Raw genomic sequence first — 15,960 nt, 5'->3', positions numbered from 1 at the left:
TTAGTCAGAGCGCTCTTTCGCACCCCCTCCGGCCTCGCCGGGGGCCGCGTGTGGGTCATGCCCGCACTGTCAGCGAAAAACGCGCCCGTAGCTCAGCTGGATAGAGCATCAGACTACGAATCTGAGGGTCGGACGTTCGAATCGTTCCGGGCGCGCCATTCGGCTCTGATTTCCTGAATTTGTCCTAGGTCCCATCCGGGCGCGCTATCGCGTGTTGCCGCAGGCCTGCCATGGGCGCGGCAACAGCGCTCGTCAGTTTGTCAGCGACCAAGCTTTTCAATTTTCGTTTTCGCCGGATCATCTGGCTCGACCGCCATCTCTCGTCTGTTGATGTCGAACGTTGCTGGATAAGGTCCTGGCAAGAGGCGGCCGCTCCTGCGCGCGAGCTCTCATTGCCGAAGGCGATCCAGATGCGAATCGATCGATTCATTGCCGCGATGATCGGGAGCCTGATGGCTTTGGCAGCCGCGCAGGCACGGGCGCAAGTCTCAGATGACGTCGTCAGGATCGGGGTCATGAACGATCAATCCGGTCTTTATGCCGACATCGGCGGACCCGGCTCGGTGGCGGCGGCGAAAATGGCTGTCGAAGATGCCGGTGGTACGGTTTTGGGCAAACCGATCTCGGTTGTCTTCGCCGATCACCAGAACAAGCCTGATGTCGGTGCGGCCATTGCGCGCAGATGGTTCGAAGTCGACAAGGTCGACATGGCGATCGGGTTCGATAATTCCGCCGTCGCGCTCGCCGTGCAGCAACTCGCCGCGGATCAAAATCGTATCGTGATCGCAGGCGCCGTCGGCAGCACGGCGTTCACCGGGAAATCCTGCACCGAAACGTCGGCGTCGTGGGTCTACGACAGCTATGCGCTGACCACCAGCCTGGCGAAGGCCATCGTGGCGCAAGGCGGAGACACCTGGTTCTTCGTCACCGTCGACTACGCGTTCGGCCATTCCCTGGAGGAAAGTGCCGCGAACGCCGTGCGGTCGGCCGGCGGCAAAGTACTCGGCAGCGTGCGGCATCCGCTCAATACGTCGGATTTCAGTTCGTATCTTCTGCGGGCGCAGGCGTCCGGCGCGAAGGTGATCGCGCTCGCGAACAGCGGCGGCGACATGGTCACTGCCATCAAGCAGGCGAAAGAATTCGGCATCACCGGACGTCAATCGGTGGCGGCCCTTCTGGTGTTCTTATCGGATGTCCAGAGCATGGGCATCGAAGCAGCCGCGGGACTGAAGTTCGTCACGGCGTTCTATTGGGATCGCAACTCGGAAACGCGCGCGTGGTCGCAGCGATATTTCGATCGCCAGGGGCGCATGCCGACGATGGTCCAGGCGAGCATCTACTCGGCGGTCCGGCATTATCTGCGCGCTATTGGCGCAGCGGGCACCGACGAGTCCAAGGCCGTGATGGCGAAGATGCGCGAGCTGCCGGTCGACGATTTCTATGCCAAGAACGCCCCGCTGCGCGTGGACGGCAGGCTCGTCCACGACATGTATCTCGCCGAGGTGAAATCGGCCGCGGACGTCAAGCGGCCCTGGGACTACTACAATATCATGAAGACCATCCCGGGCGATCAGGCTTTTCAAGCGCTGAAAGACGGCGGCTGTCCGCTCGCTGCGCGCTGACGCGTCTGGTCGGGACGAAGCAGGCCGGAAGGTGCGCTGGCGCACCGGGTGGGCCCCTTTGCACGTTCTACCGATAAATTTCACTTTCGCACGGTGATCGTCAGTTCGCACGGCGAGCTGCTTCTATTGACGCGATTGATCGGTATATCGTGGCGCGTTGGTGCGGCCTAACCTCACACCGTCGGACAGGTTGCTGTCCGATTTCGTGCATCCATTTCATTGCGCAACCCGGCCAGGGGCGAGCGTATTGGTCGCGAAAATGCGAACGGCCGGCAGGGGGAAGAGGATCGGACGCGCACCAGAGGGGTGCCTGGATGTCTTCGACCGTTACTCCGCCTGCAAGCGGCCTGCCGTTTGATGTCTTCAGGGCCGATGGGCTTGGTGGTTTCGAGCTCTTGTCGCAAGGCGCCGATCGCGTCCTGTACAGGCGGGCGCGGCGAAGCGGCCCTGATCAATCCGCAATTTTGATCGCGATGCCCGCGGTCGAGCACCCGGCACGCGCAGTTCTCGATCGTCTCGCGCATGAATACGAGCTGAGGGACGAGCTGGATCGCGCATGGGCTGCAAGGCCCATCGAGCTCAGTCGCGAAGCCGGGCGGACGATGCTCGTTCTCGAAGATCCCGGCGGGGAGCTCCTCGACAGGCATCTTGCGCAAGCGATGGATGTCGAAAAATTCCTGCGGCTCGCGATCAACCTTTCGGCCGCTTTGCACGGATTGCATCAGCGCGGGATCATTCACAAGGACATCAAGCCTGCCAACGTCTTCTACGATCCTGACACTGGACAAGTGTGGCTGACGGGCTTCGGCATCGCTTCGCGCCTGCCGCGCGAACGCCAGGTGCCGGCTCCGCCCGAGGTGATCGCCGGTACGTTTGCCTACATGGCGCCCGAACAGACCGGCCGGATGAATCGATCGATCGACGCGCGCAGCGATCTCTACGCGTTGGGGATTACGCTTTACCAGTGCTGCACCGGCGCCTTGCCCTTCTCCGCCACCGATCCGATGGAGTGGGTACATTGTCATATCGCGCGGCAGCCTCTGTCGCCCGCCGAACGTTCGCCGGCCGTGCCGGGCCCGGTCTCGGCCGTGATCATGAGGCTGCTCGCCAAGACCGCGGAGGAGCGTTACCAGACCGCTGCCGGCGTTGCGCAGGATCTGCAACGTTGCCTGGCCGACTGGCAGCGTCAGGGCATCATCGACGAATTTCCGCTGGGCCAGCAGGACACGCCCGGCCGGTTGCTGATCTCTGAAAAGCTCTATGGCCGCGAACGAGAGATCACGACCCTGCTTTCCGCCTTCGACCGGGCGACCGGCAGCGGTGCGGCCGAGCTCGTGCTGGTCTCCGGCTATTCGGGGATAGGCAAGTCGTCGGTCGTCAATGAGCTGCACAAGGTGCTGGTGCTGCCCCGCGGATTGTTCGCCGCGGGCAAGTTCGACCAGTACAATCGTGACATCCCCTATGCGACGCTCGCCCAGGCACTCCACAGCCTGGTGCGATCGCTGCTCGGCAAGAGCGATGCCGCGCTGGCGCCCTGGCGCGATGCCATGCGGGAGGCGCTCGGCCCGAACGGCCACCTCATGGTGGATCTGGTGCCGATCCTCGAGGCGCTGATCGGACCGCAGTCACCCGTCTCCGAGCTGCCGCCGCAGGAAGCGCAGCGCCGCTTCCAGCTGGTGTTCGGCCGCATGCTGGGCGTGTTTGCACGTCCGGAGCATCCGCTGACGCTATTCCTCGACGATCTGCAATGGCTCGACATCGCGACGCTGGATATCCTCGAATATCTGGCGACCCAATCCGAATTGCGCAACTTGCTGCTGGTCGGCGCCTACCGCGACAATGAGGTCACGGATACGCATCCGCTGATGCGGCGACTGGTGGCAATTCGTAACGCCGGCGGGCGTGTGCAGGAGATCGTGCTGAGCCCGCTCCGGCTAGGTGATGTCGAACGGCTGATCGCCGATGCGTTGCGCTCCGAGCCGGCGTTCGTCTCGCCGCTGGCCCGGCTCGTGCACGAGAAGACCGCCGGAAATCCTTTCTTCACCGTCGAGTTCTTCACGGCGCTCGCGGAAGAGGGCTTGCTCGTGTTCGATCACGCCCAGAGGCGCTGGTCCTGGGAGCTCGAGCGCATCCAGAACAAGGGTTACACCGAAAACGTGGTGGACCTCATGCTGGGCAAGCTGCAGCGCCTGCCCGTGGAGACGCAACGCGTCCTGCAACTCATGGCCTGCCTCGGCAACAAGGCGGCGGCCGGCACGCTGGCCACGGTTCACGATCGAGACGAAGCAGCCGTTGACGTTGCAATGTGGGCCGCGATGCAGGCCGGGCTGGTGGTGCATTCAGACGGGCTCTACAGGTTCGTGCACGACCGTGTCCAGGAAGCCGGCTACGGTCTCATCCCCGAAAGCAATCTGGCTGAGGAGCATCTGCGGATCGGTCGCCTGCTCGAGGCCCGCGCGGCGGTGACGGCGACCGAAGAATCCGTCTTCGATATCGTTCGCCACCTCAACCGCGGCGCGGCGCTTCTGACCGCGGTCGAGGAACGTGAGCGGCTGGCCGAACTCAATCTGCTCGCGGGAAAGCGGGCCAAGGCCACGATGGCCAGCAATTCGGCGTTGGGGTATTTCGTCGCCGGTGAAGCACTTCTGGGTGACCAGGGGTGGCAAAGCCGGCCCGACATCGCTTTTGCGCTCGCGCTGAACCGCGCCGAATGCGAGTTCCTGACCGGAGCGCTCGCGGACGCCGAAAGCCGCCTGGCGATGCTGTCGGCGCGCGCTGGCGATCTGCTCGACCGCGCTGCGATCACCTGTCTGCAGATCGAGCTTTACACGACCCTCGATCGCAGCGACCGAAGCGTCGAGGTCACCCTCGACTATCTGCGCGGCGTCGACATCACCTGGTCGGCCCACCCGGCAAGCGAGGACGTCGAGCGCGAGTACGAGCGCATCTGGCAGCAGATCGGCTCGCGTCCGATCGAGGCGCTGTTCGAGCTGCCGCAAATGGACGCCCCTGTCTGGAAAGCGACCATGGAGGTGCTCGCCGCGGCGATCACGCCCGCGCTGTACACTGACGAGAACCTCTACTGCCTCGTCATTGGCCGCATGGCCAATACGAGCCTGCAGCACGGCAACAGCGATGCGTCGGGCTACGGCTATGCCATTCTCGGCACGGTGCTGGGTCGCCGCTTCAACGACTACAAGTCGGCGTTCCGTTTCGGTGAGCTCGGCTTCAAGCTGGTGACGCAGCTCGGGCTTGATCGCTTCAAGGCGCGCATCTACGTGACTTTCGGGCACCACATCATTCCGTGGACGAAGCACATCCGCACCAGCCGCGAGCTGCTGCAGCAGGCCCTGGACGCGGCGCACGACGCCGGCGATCTCACCTATGGAGCCTTTAGCCGGACTCACTTCGTGACGCATCTTCTGGCCTGCGGCGATCCGCTCGATGCGGTGCAGCGCGCGGCCGACGCAGGGCTCGATTTCGCGCGACAATCCCGCTTCGGCCTTGTCGTAGATCGAATTACCGGGCAGCGCCAGTTGATCCGGACGCTGCGCGGACTGACGCCGGCGTTCGGCTGCTTCGATGAGGACGGGTTCGACGAGGCGGGATTCGAGCAGCATCTGGCTGCGGACTCGCGGCTCGCGCTGGCCGCCTGCTGGTACTGGATCCGGAAGCTGCAAGCCCGCGTGCTCGCCGGTGACCATGCCGCCGCGATGATCGCGGCCGCACAGGCGGAACGCCTTCTCTGGACATCGCCCGCGTTCTTCGAGCGGGCGGAGTATCATTTCTATGCGGCCTTGGCCCGGGCGGCTGCCTGCGGCGCGCCCGGCGAAGCGGAGCGCGACGCGCATCTGGACGCATTGGCCGCCCACCATCATCAGCTTCAGGAATGGTCTGGCAATTGCCCGGAAAACTTCGAGCACCGCGCCGCATTGGTCGGAGCGGAGATCGCCCGGTTGCGAGGACGGGACCGCGAGGCGATTGATCTCTACGAGCGCGCGGTGAGGCTCGCCCGCGCCAACGGCTTCGTCCACAACGAGGCGATCGCCAACGAGATCGCGTCGCATTTCTACACGACGCTGGGTCTGGAGACGAGTGCGCACGCCTACCTTCGCAATGCCCGGCACTGCTATGTCCGTTGGGGTGCTGCCGCCAAGGTGATGCAGCTCGACGAGAAGCACCCCGAACTCGCAGGGGAGCAACAGCCGAGGAGCCCGACAAGCACGTTCGGCGTGCCGGTCGAGTATCTCGACCTTGCCACCGTGACCAACGTGCTGCAGACGGCTTCGAGCGAGATCGTGCTTGGAAAGCTGCTCGACACGCTGATGCGTTCCGCGATCGAGCAGGCCGGCGCGGAAAGGGGGCTGCTGCTGCTGCCGTTCGGCAGCGAATTGCGGATCGCCGCAGAGGCCAGGACCGGCGACGACGCCATTGTCGTGCAGTCGGGCGATGTCGCCGTCAGCGCGGCTGCCTTGCCGGAATCGATCCTCCATTATGTCCAGCGCACGCACGAGCTCGTGCTCCTCGACGATGCCTCGGCCCGGAATCCGTTTGTCGCGGATCCCTACATCGATCAGCACCAGGCTCGTTCGGTTCTCTGCCTGCCCTTGATCAATCAGACCAAGCTGATCGGCGTGCTCTATCTCGAGAACAATCTCAGCTCCCGCGCCTTCGTGCCGGCGCGGATCGCGGTTCTGAAGCTGCTCGCCTCGCAAGCCGCGATCTCGCTCGAGAATGCCAGGCTCTACCGCGACCTCGAAGAGCGCGAGGCCAAGATCCGCCGGCTGGCGGACTCCAGCATCATCGGAATCTTCATGTGGAATTTCGATGGCCGGATCCTGGAGGCCAACGACGCATTCCTCCGCATGCTCGGCTACGACCGTCGGGACCTTGCCGACGCCCGCATGCTGTGGACCGGCCTGTCACCGCCGGAATGGCGCGATCGCAGCGCGCGGGGCGTTGACGATCTGAAAAAGACCGGCGTCGCACAGCCCTACGAGAAGGAATACCTCAGACGGGATGGCAGCCGCGTGCCTGTCCTCGTCGGCGCCACGACCTTCGAGGAGAACGGCAACCAGGGCGTATCCTTCGTCCTTGATTTGACCGAGCGCAAGCGCGCCGAAGACGCGCTGCGTCAGCTGGAGTCCGATTTCGCCCACATGAACCGTGTCAGCATGCTCGGAGGATTGGCGGCGTCGCTGGCGCATGAGATCACGCAGCCGATCGCGAGCGCCCGCAACAATGCGCGCGCGGCGCAGAATTTTCTGGAGATGGCGCCGCCTGATCTGGGCGAGGCGATCGAGGCGATCACCTCGGTCGTATCGGATACCGATCGGGTCGGAGATATCATCGGCGGGATTCGCGAGCAGATCAGGAAATCGCCGCCGCGAAAGGATCGCTTCGATCTCAACGCGGCGATTGCCGAGGTGGCCGCGCTCGCGCGCAGCATGACGGTGCGCAGCGGCGTCCTGGCCGAGATCCGGCTTGCCGATGGATTGCCTCCCGTCCAGGGAGATCGCGTTCAGTTGCAGCAGGTCATGCTGAACTTGATCCTCAACGCAGTGGAAGCGATGGGCTCGGTCGAGCCGGCCGCGCGGGAGCTGCTCATCAGCACGGAGCGTGAGCCGACGGGGGTCGTCGTGGCGGTGCGGGATTCCGGACCGGGGATCGATCCTGCGCATATCGAGCGCGTCTTCGAGGCGTTCTATACCACCAAGCCCAGCGGGACGGGAATGGGGCTCGCCATCTGCCGATCCATCATCGATGCACATCGCGGCAAGCTGTGGGCGTCGGTCAACGAGCCGCGCGGCGCCGTGTTCCGGTTCACACTGCCCAACGCCGAAGAGGAGTTGGCTGTCGGGAGGTAATTCACGGGGCGAGAATCTCGCTGAGGCACTGTGTGAGAGTCGAATGGTCGACCGGCTTGGCCAGATAAAGCGCGACCCCGTCGGCAAGCGCTCGCGCGCGGTCAATGTCGTTCGGAAACGCCGTGACGAGGATCGTTGGAATTCTGCGGCCTGTGTCGACAAGCTGCTTATAGAGCGCAAGTCCGGTCATCCCGGGCATGTTGACGTCGGCGATAAGGCAAGCCGTTTCGCCGAGATGAGGCGACGAGAGAAATTCGGAGGCGGACGGGAATGCGTGGACCTTGTAGCCAAGCGACCTCAGCAGTCTTTCCATCGACTCCCGAAAAAATCGATCGTCCTCAACGATCGATACCAGCTTTTGTTTCATATGCGGGCCTGTGGCACTTCGCTAACCCGCCTGGTGGGGGCCAGACACGCTCCGTGAAATGGGACTAGAAGTCCAGATAATGCCACGAGTTCAGCGCCAGGCCCCCTAAACTTTGGCTTAGCCTGCGCGAATTCTGCGCGGTTTGCAGGCACGGACGGAGTGTTGCGAACTGTGTCCAAATGCCCCTCGTTGATCGTCCCGAGCAAGTTGGGCTGGCCAGCTTTACCGATTGGAGCTAGAATCTCGTGCGCAGTGATCTTCGAGATTTGTCTTGAATCCGAGCGATACGATGTCTTCCGCAAATTCGACCGTATTGGTGATCGACGACGATCCGCATGTCCTCGCTTCGATTGGACGGCTGTTGCGATCGGTCGGCGTCAATGCCCAGCTGTTCGGGTCGATACCCGAGTTTCTCAGTTCCGATCCCCCTGATGGTCCCGCTTGCCTGGTGCTCGACGTCAGGTTGCCCGGCCAGAGCGGCCTCGATCTCCAGCGCGAACTGGCCGAGGCCAACAACGAGATCCCGATCATTTTCGTCACCGGGCACGGCGACATCCCGATGACAGTGCAGGCCATGAAGCGCGGCGCGATCGAATTTCTCACCAAGCCGGTGCGCGACCAGGAGCTGCTCGACGCCATCCAGACTGGACTGTCTCGCGATCGCGCGCGGCGCGAGAGCGAAAGGGAATTGGCCGTCCTCAAGGAGCGCTTCGAGTCGTTGAGCCCGAGAGAGCGCGAGATCGTGATCCTGGTGGCTCATGGCCGCCTGAGCAAGCAGATCGCCTTCGACATCGGCATCGCCGAGGCCACGGTGAAGGTTCATCGCAGCAAGGCCATGCAGAAGATGCAGGCCGGCTCGCTGCTCGAACTCGGCCGCATCGCGGCCAGGCTCAAGCTGCTGCCAAATGTGGCCTCGCGCGCGAGCTGACTTCACCGGCCCGCCAGCAGCGTTTTGGTGGCAACCATGGCGTGAAAGTGGGCCTTCAGGCCCGGTATCGCTGCGTCCCTCGGGACGTCCACCGTGCGCCGTCGGGGGCAGGGACGAAACCGCTTGCCGGCCGGATGAAGCCAGCCGGAAACAAACCAGGCTTAGCGTTCGATCCTCTCCAACCCGATTTGAGGGAGGATCTCATGAAAGCAGCGCTTTTGGTCCTGCCGCTTCTTGGCCAGCCCGCGATGCCGGTTTCGGACCGCATGCCCGTCTTCAACGTGGAAGCCATGTGCAGGGACGTTTCTGCTGACGACAAGGCGTCGGGACTCGCCCTGGCGCAGGACGCCGGCGAATGCGTGCGCGACGAGACGCTCGCACAGCAACAGCTCAGTTCGGCCTGGCTGACCGTTCCGGGGCCTGCTCGCGACAGCTGCGAAGGCGAGGCTGCGGCAGCGGGAATACCAAGCTATGTCGATCTGCTCACCTGTTTGCAGATGACGGGCTGGGCGAATCCAGCTCCGCCACCGGCGGCCCCGCTCAGGGGAGCGAGCAAGATGCGGAACGCCAAGAACTAATTCGAGAACTAGTTCAGGATGAGTTGCGCAGTTGCTGCGTTCGCCGGCAGCGAAGCTTGCGAGCGATGCGACGAAGTTCCGGCGCGGACGTGGCGGTTGCCATCAATGATGGGCCGACACGCTCTTGACGCATTGGCTCAACACATCGGCGGTGGCGAATTGGCCGACATCACCCAGGCTGATCATGCCGACCATCCGCTTGCTCTTGTTGATCACGGGCAGCCTGCGGATTTTCAGCGTCTCCATGTGATGTATGGCTTTCGCCAGATCGTCTTCTTCCCGGCAGCAATGGATGCCTTCGGTCATCACGTCCCGCGCCGTCATGCGCGCGTTGAAGCTCTTGCTCGCGAGGCCTTTGCAGACGATGTCGCGATCGGTCACCATCCCGATCAGCTGGTCGTCTTCGCCGATCGGAATGCAGCCGATGTCGTGCCCTTGCATCAACTTCGCGATCTCGGTGATCGGGGTGTCCGGGCTGACCCAGTCGACGCCCTTGTGCATCACGTCCTTGACCTTCATGGGAGGACCTCCGTTGCGAACGCAGCCCCCGTAATGCGATTATACGACGAACCGGGCGCGAGCGCTGCGTCAATCGTGCATGCTGAAGCGTCCATGCGGTGCATTGGCCGTCAGCCGTTCGAACTGCGCATGCGTCAATTGCAGCAGCGTCTCGTGGTCGCCGGCTTCGATATAGATCTCGGGCTGCGCCCGGATGCTGTCATCGACGATGAGATCGAGCCCGTAACACCGGCCTACCGCCGGAACGGCGCCATGCACGCAGTCCGCGAACAGCCGGTTGATCTCGGTTTCGTTCGCCATCACGAGATCCGCGCCAAGCCTCTCCTTCAGGTCCGGCAGGTTGAGATGGTGCGATGCCGGTACGACCGCGAGCATATAGCCGCCGTCATGCCGCAACACGACCGCCTTGGCGAAACGGTCGCCCGAGACGTGGCAGGCCTGCGCCGTGCGCGCGGATGTCATGGTGAAGACGTGCGGGATCTCGGTGTACTGGATGTTCTCGGCAGCCAGGTATCGGTGGAGCGTGGGGGCAATGGTCATGGCGCTACCTTTCGGATGGGTATGCGAGCCATCCACCGTGAGGCTGCCCCCGCCGCACGTTGGGCGGCCGCGTGATTGCCGGACGTCAGCATAGGCCTCGCCCTCGAATGCCGCAATCGGGTCGGGCGTTCAAATCGTTCCGGGGCGCGCCGTTCTCGCTGCGATCGCGAGGCAGCCGATCCATTGCGGCCTCTGCGGCGCTTCCCGTGGCCTAGCGGATCCTTGCCACAATGTTGGGCCGGTTTTTCTCGAGCCAGGCGACGGCCTCGGGTCCATCGACGACACACTCGAATGTGTCCCAGGTCGGGTCCTCCAGGGATTCCGGTTGCAGTCGCTTGGCCGCATACTCGACGAGGTCGTGCAGGCGTTCGTACCCTCGTCGGCGCTCGAGGGAATCCGCAATCGCCGTGCTGGTCCAGCCGCGTTGGGCCAGATCGATAATGCTCGGAGCATCGGCCTCGCTGAACCACGGTGTGGCATCGAACTCGATGCAGCGGACGTTGTCGGCGGTATGGCAAGTGGCGTGGATCATTGGATTCCTCCATTCACGACTGCATCCTGCGCTGTCACTGCACTTTTCACCTCGCTGCCTCGCACGCTCTCAGGCTTTGACCAGATCCCCCAGCAGGTTCGCCGCCACCGTCAGCTTGGCGAGCGTCAGGCCGCTGGCGGCAATTTCCTCGACCGAGCGGCGGATCCGCGTCGCTTCGGGGTGAGCCGCGAGCCATGTCTCGACGGCCGCATGGCCGGACTGGCCGGTTGCCAGCATGTCCGCGGCCAGCCTTCTTTCGGCGCCGGCGATCTGCTCGACGGCGCGATCGATCGCCATACGGTCGAAATAATCGTTCGCCGGCACGCTGCGTGCGGCGGTGATGATGCGGTCGAGACGGAAATTCGCCTCGGCGGCGAAGAAGGTTGCGGCGGCATCGCCGATGGCGCGGGCGGTGCGCTCGGCGATCGTCACGATATCGGGTGCCGCGATCAGCGCGTCGAGATCGGCGAGCTCGCCGGCGAGGCCAGCCGGGACGCCGGCATCGGTGAGTTCCTGGCGCCGCTTGCCGCGCGCGGCGTGCAGGTCCGGCGGCAGGGTGGTGTCGAGGGAGGCCGCGATCTCGCGGACACCCGGGCCAAAACGTCCGATCACCGCCTCGAGGCCGTCCTTGAAATCGACATTGCGCACGTACCAGACCATGCGGGAGAGCAGGAGATCCTGGATCGCGGCGTAGAGGCCGAGCTGCAGCTGCCCGTCGATGCGGGTGTCGAGCGCGTCGATCGCGTCATTAAGCCGCCTCAGCTCGTAGATCGCGTCCACCGCCACCTGCGCCATGACGATGGTCGGGATATCGGCGTCGGTCTCGTCGGTCAGGCGCACGATGCAGGCCGGCCCACCGCGGTTGATCACGGCATTGGCGAGACTGGTTGCGATGATCTCGCGACGGAGGCGATGGAGTTCGACCGCGGCCGGGAACTTGTCGACAATCTCGCGCGGAAAATACAGGGTCAGTCTGCGGGCGAGATAGGGATCGTCCGGCACGCCGGTCAGCAGCAGGTCATCGTAGAGGGTCAGCTTGGCGTAGGCGAGCAGCACGGCAAGCTCGGGCCGCGTCAGGAACTGGCCGCGCCTTGTGCGCTCGGCGAGCACGGCGTCGTCGGGCAGGAACTCCACCGCGCGGCTGAGCAAGCCGCGCTGTTCGAGCGACTGCATCAGGCGGGTGAGGAAACCGGTCTCGGCCACGCCCTTGCGCTCGGCGAGCGAGAGCGCCAACGTCTGCAGATAGTTGTTGCGCAGCACCAGCGCGCCGACCTCGTCGGTCATCGCCGCGAGCAGGCTGTTGCGGTCGGCTGGACTGAGGCGTCCCTCGCGCTCGGGGCGCGCCAGCGCGATCTTGATATTGACCTCGACGTCGGACGTATTCACGCCGGCCGAATTATCGATGGCATCGGTGTTGAGCTTGACGCCCTTCTGCGCCGCTTCAATGCGGCCGCGCTGGGTGACGCCGAGGTTGGCCCCTTCGCCGATCACCCGGGCACGCACATCGCCACCCGTGATGCGGATCGGATCATTGGCGCGGTCCCCGACCTGATCGTCGCTTTCCCCGAAGGAGCGGACATAGGTGCCGATGCCGCCAAACCACAAGAGGTCCGCGCGAGCCTTCAGGATTGCCGTCATCACCTCGAAAGGCGTGGCTTGCGGCTTGTCCAGATCGAGCAGGGTGCGCATTTCCGGAGTGAGCGGGATCGCCTTGAGCTGGCGTGAGAACACGCCGCCGCCCTGCGAGATCAACGACTTGTCGTAGTCCTGCCAGCTCGATCGCGGCAGGTCGAACAGGCGCTTGCGTTCGGCCAGGCTGACGGCCGGATCGGGTGAGGGATCGATGAAGATGTCGCGATGATCAAAGGCCGCCACGAGCCTTGTCGCCGGCGAGAGCAGCATGCCGTTGCCGAAAACGTCGCCGGACATGTCGCCGACGCCGACCGCGGTGAACGCCATGGTCTGGATGTCGGTGCCGAGCTCGCGGAAGTGGCGCTTGACCGCCTCCCAGGCGCCGCGCGCCGTGATCCCCATCTTCTTGTGGTCGTAGCCCTGGCTGCCGCCGGATGCGAAGGCATCGCCGAGCCAATGGTTCTTCTCGGCCGAGATCGCGTTGGCGATGTCGGAGAAGGTGGCAGTGCCCTTGTCCGCGGCGACGACGAGGTAGGGGTCGTCGCCGTCGTGACGTATCGTCGAGTCGGGCGGCACGACGACATCGTCTTCGAAATTGTCGGTGAGCTCGAGCAGCGAGCGAACGAAGATGCGGTAGGCTTCGGTGCCCTCCACGAGCCAGGCGTCGCGATTGGAAGGCGACGGCAGGCGCTTCGGCACGAAGCCGCCCTTGGCGCCGACCGGCACGATCACGGCGTTCTTGACCTGCTGGGCTTTGACCAGGCCGAGGATTTCGGTACGGAAATCCTGCGGCCGGTCCGACCAGCGCAGTCCGCCGCGCGCCACCTTGCCGAAACGCAGGTGAATGCCCTCGACACGGGGCGAATAAACGAAGATCTCGTAGAGCGGTCGGGGAGGCGGCAGGTCCTCGATCCGGCGCGCGTCGAACTTGAAGGAGATCACCGGCCGCGGATGTCCGTCCCGGCCGACCTGCCACAAATTGGTGCGGATGGCCGACTGCACCAGATTGGTGAAACGGCGCAGGATGCGGTCTTCGTCGAGCGAGGCGACGGATTTGAGCTGCTCCTCGATCTCGGCAAGGAGGGCCGCCTCGCGTGCCGAACGCTCGCGATCCGTCAGGGCGAGGCGCGGATCGAGGCGGGTCTGGAACAGCGCGACCAGGTTGGCCGTGATCGCGGCGTTCTTGCGCTGGGTCTCCCACATGTAGTCCTGAGTGAACGGAGCGCGGATCTGGTGCAAATAGCGCGACAGCGCCCGGATGGTCGAGACTTCGCGCCAGCCGAGAGCCGTGCGCAGGACCAGCCCGTTATAGCCATCGGATTCGGCACGATCGGTGACCACTGCCATGATCGAGGCTTCCAGGCGTTGGCTGAATTCCGGGGTGATCTCGATGGGCTGGCCGTCACTGGTCTCGATCGTCATGTCGTGCAGCCACACCGGTTCCGGCCGGTTACCGGGCACGATCTGATAGGTGCGTTCGTCGACCACGCGCAGGCCGTGATTCTCGATCACCGGCACGCGGTATGACAATGACAGCGGAGCGGCGTCCGAAAACACCTTCAGGCCGAGGTGTTTGGAATCGTGCTCCTCGGAGCGGTGAGCCGAAATCGTGACCGGGCGGGCCGGCGTCAGCTTTTCGATGGTGGCGATATCGGCGATTGCCTGTTCCGCGCTGAAAATTTCGGTGTAGCCACCGGCAAAGGCCCGGGCATAACGATTGGTGAGCATGCGCGCCCGCATGCCATCGGTCGTCGCAGTGAGCGCGGCCTTCAGCTTGTCGACCCAGGTCGCGGCAATCGCGCTGATCCCGCCTTCGAGCGTGGCGACCTCGACGACTGGCGTTTTGCCTTCATAACGCCCGATGATGAAATGGACGCGCGCAAGCGCGCCTTCAGGGAATGATACATAGGAGGCGGACAGGGTCCCCTTGTAAGCCTGCGCCAGGAAGGCTCCGACGCGCGTGCGGACGTCGGTGTCGTACTTGTCGCGCGGAATGAAGGTGAGGATGGAGACGAAGCGGTCGAACTTGTCGACCCGCGCCAGCGCCCGGACGCGCGGGCGCTCATAGAGGATCAGGATCTCGATGACGAAATTGTAGAGCGTGTCGACGTCGATCTGGAACAGCTCGTCACGCGGATAGTCTTCGAGAATATGCATCAGCGCCTTGCCGGAATGGCCGTTCGGGTCGAAGCCTGCGCGCTGCAGCACCCGCGACACCTTGTGGCGCACATAGGGGATCTGCCGGACCGAGCGGGTGTAGGCGCCCGAGGTAAAAAGGCCGACGACGCGCAACTCGCCTTCGAGCCGGCCGTCGGGCGAATAGAGCTTGATGCCTACATAATCCATCCGGATGCGGCGATGGACGCGGCTGGAGACATTCGCCTTGAAGACGATCAGCAGGGTCGGCTCGTGCATGAACTCGCGAATTTCCGACGTCATCACCACCATTTCGGTGCCGCGGCGCAGGACCTTCACGTCGGGATCGCGCAGGATGCCGAGGCCTTCGCCGGTCGTAATGTCGTCCGACGCGTCGCTGTCGGGTGAGAAGCGATATTCGCGCACGCCGAGGAAGGTGAAATTGTCCGCGCAGAGCCATTGCAGGAACTGATTGGCTTCGGCGACCTCGTCGATCGGCAGCGGCGGCGGATTGGAAGAGAACGTCTTGATCGCTTCCTCGACGCGGTCTCGCATCGCGCGCCAGTCGGCGACGCAGGCGCGGACATCGCCCAACGTCCTGGTGAGGCCGTCGATCAGCTTCTGACGATCGGCATCGGCGTCGAGGCGCGTGATGTGGAGATGAATGAGGCTCTCGCGCGCGCCCCTTGCTCCCTCCGGCAGCGCCTCGCCGTAGAAACGCAGCAGCTTGCCTTCATCGTCGCGCTCCACGGCGATGATCGGGTGAGCGACAAGGGTGACTTCGATGCCCTGCTCGGCGAGCTCCGCCATGGTGGAATCGAACAGGAAGGGCATGTTGTCGTTGAGAATCTCGAGCACGGAAATCTCGCGCCCGTTCGGCAATGTCGGGTTGGCGACGCGGATGTCGGCGCTGCCGGCCGTGCGCCGCTGCACGTGCCCCCAGGCCTGCTCCGCCAGGAGCGCAAGAGAGGCGGCGTCGTAATTGGCAAGATCCTCGATATTTGTGTAGCCGAACAAAGGCTCGGCAAAGGCCCGGGGGCTCTTGCCGGCCGGCACGCTGCCTGCTGCATCGCGGATGAGGGTTGCCCGTGCGTTGTCGTCACGCCACGCCATAATGTCCTCCATTTGCCGCGCCGCCGGACCGCAGCCGCGATCATCAGCTTGCTTCTGGAGTGCATCTCTTCGAGCGCACGCGATCGCGCATCAACGCGAATTCCTCGGTCTCGAAGCCCCGACGGC

General features: G+C 64.1%; 9 protein-coding genes and 1 tRNA gene. 5 read left to right on the top strand and 5 right to left on the bottom strand.

What is annotated here, in order from left to right:
* The first annotated feature begins 81 nt into the window (after window positions 1-81).
* The 3 genes from JQ617_RS17655 (at window position 82) to JQ617_RS17645 (ending at window position 7,489) form a co-directional block, all read left to right on the top strand.
* Window positions 82-158, top strand: a tRNA-Arg gene (locus JQ617_RS17655).
* Between the two features lie 72 nt (window positions 159-230).
* Window positions 231-1,622, top strand: a complete 1,392-nt coding sequence (locus JQ617_RS17650; protein WP_349630625.1) for an ABC transporter substrate-binding protein — start codon at window positions 231-233, stop codon at window positions 1,620-1,622.
* A 347-nt stretch (window positions 1,623-1,969) separates the two neighbouring features.
* Window positions 1,970-7,489: a trifunctional serine/threonine-protein kinase/ATP-binding protein/sensor histidine kinase gene (locus JQ617_RS17645; protein ID WP_502754883.1), complete on the top strand. Its 5,520-nt coding sequence runs from the start codon at window positions 1,970-1,972 to the stop codon at window positions 7,487-7,489.
* Between the two features lies 1 nt (window position 7,490).
* Here JQ617_RS17645 and JQ617_RS17640 read toward each other — a convergent pair whose 3' ends face one another.
* On the bottom strand, window positions 7,491-7,856 hold the full coding sequence (locus JQ617_RS17640) for a response regulator transcription factor (RefSeq protein ID WP_212027396.1): 366 nt from the start codon (window positions 7,854-7,856) through the stop codon (window positions 7,491-7,493).
* A gap of 289 nt (window positions 7,857-8,145) precedes the next feature.
* On the opposite strand from JQ617_RS17640, the gene JQ617_RS17635 reads away from it, so the two are divergent.
* Window positions 8,146-8,784, top strand: coding sequence for a response regulator transcription factor (locus JQ617_RS17635; RefSeq protein WP_212027395.1), 639 nt, complete (start codon window positions 8,146-8,148; stop codon window positions 8,782-8,784).
* 203 nt (window positions 8,785-8,987) lie between these two features.
* Window positions 8,988-9,362 (top strand): hypothetical protein, encoded by a 375-nt coding sequence (locus JQ617_RS17630; protein ID WP_212027394.1) that lies wholly within the window; start codon window positions 8,988-8,990, stop codon window positions 9,360-9,362.
* 102 nt (window positions 9,363-9,464) lie between these two features.
* Here the strand turns inward: JQ617_RS17630 and JQ617_RS17625 are convergent, their stop codons facing one another.
* The 4 genes from JQ617_RS17625 to JQ617_RS17610 form a co-directional block, all read right to left on the bottom strand.
* Entirely contained in the window at window positions 9,465-9,881 is a 417-nt protein-coding gene (locus tag JQ617_RS17625; RefSeq protein ID WP_145667126.1) for a CBS domain-containing protein, read from the bottom strand.
* 69 nt (window positions 9,882-9,950) lie between these two features.
* The gene (locus JQ617_RS17620) at window positions 9,951-10,421 is read right to left on the bottom strand and encodes an aminoacyl-tRNA deacylase (RefSeq protein ID WP_212027393.1); all 471 of its coding nucleotides are present in this window, start codon (window positions 10,419-10,421) and stop codon (window positions 9,951-9,953) included.
* Window positions 10,422-10,632: 211 nt separating this feature from the next.
* Window positions 10,633-10,953: a hypothetical protein gene (locus JQ617_RS17615; RefSeq protein ID WP_145667121.1), complete on the bottom strand. Its 321-nt coding sequence runs from the start codon at window positions 10,951-10,953 to the stop codon at window positions 10,633-10,635.
* Between the two features lie 69 nt (window positions 10,954-11,022).
* A complete protein-coding gene (locus JQ617_RS17610) occupies window positions 11,023-15,846 on the bottom strand; it encodes an NAD-glutamate dehydrogenase (protein ID WP_212027392.1) in 4,824 nt (1,607 codons plus the stop codon).
* Window positions 15,847-15,960: the final 114 nt, after the last annotated feature.

Source organism: Bradyrhizobium sp. KB893862 SZCCT0404 (genome assembly GCF_018130885.1).
GTDB lineage: Bacteria > Pseudomonadota > Alphaproteobacteria > Rhizobiales > Xanthobacteraceae > Bradyrhizobium > Bradyrhizobium stylosanthis.
The sequence above is the reverse complement of the archived record's forward strand: the minus strand, read 5'-3'. Positions and strand labels throughout refer to the sequence as shown.

Coding starts and splice junctions, on each gene's coding strand:
- JQ617_RS17625 (WP_145667126.1), bottom strand. CDS start 9,881: ATGAAGGTCAAGGACGTGATGCACAAGGGCGTCGACTGGGTCAGCCCG.
- JQ617_RS17615 (WP_145667121.1), bottom strand. CDS start 10,953: ATGATCCACGCCACTTGCCATACCGCCGACAACGTCCGCTGCATCGAG.
- JQ617_RS17610 (WP_212027392.1), bottom strand. CDS start 15,846: ATGGAGGACATTATGGCGTGGCGTGACGACAACGCACGGGCAACCCTC.
- JQ617_RS17630 (WP_212027394.1), top strand. CDS start 8,988: ATGAAAGCAGCGCTTTTGGTCCTGCCGCTTCTTGGCCAGCCCGCGATG.
- JQ617_RS17650 (WP_349630625.1), top strand. CDS start 231: ATGGGCGCGGCAACAGCGCTCGTCAGTTTGTCAGCGACCAAGCTTTTC.
- JQ617_RS17640 (WP_212027396.1), bottom strand. CDS start 7,856: ATGAAACAAAAGCTGGTATCGATCGTTGAGGACGATCGATTTTTTCGG.
- JQ617_RS17620 (WP_212027393.1), bottom strand. CDS start 10,421: ATGACCATTGCCCCCACGCTCCACCGATACCTGGCTGCCGAGAACATC.
- JQ617_RS17635 (WP_212027395.1), top strand. CDS start 8,146: ATGTCTTCCGCAAATTCGACCGTATTGGTGATCGACGACGATCCGCAT.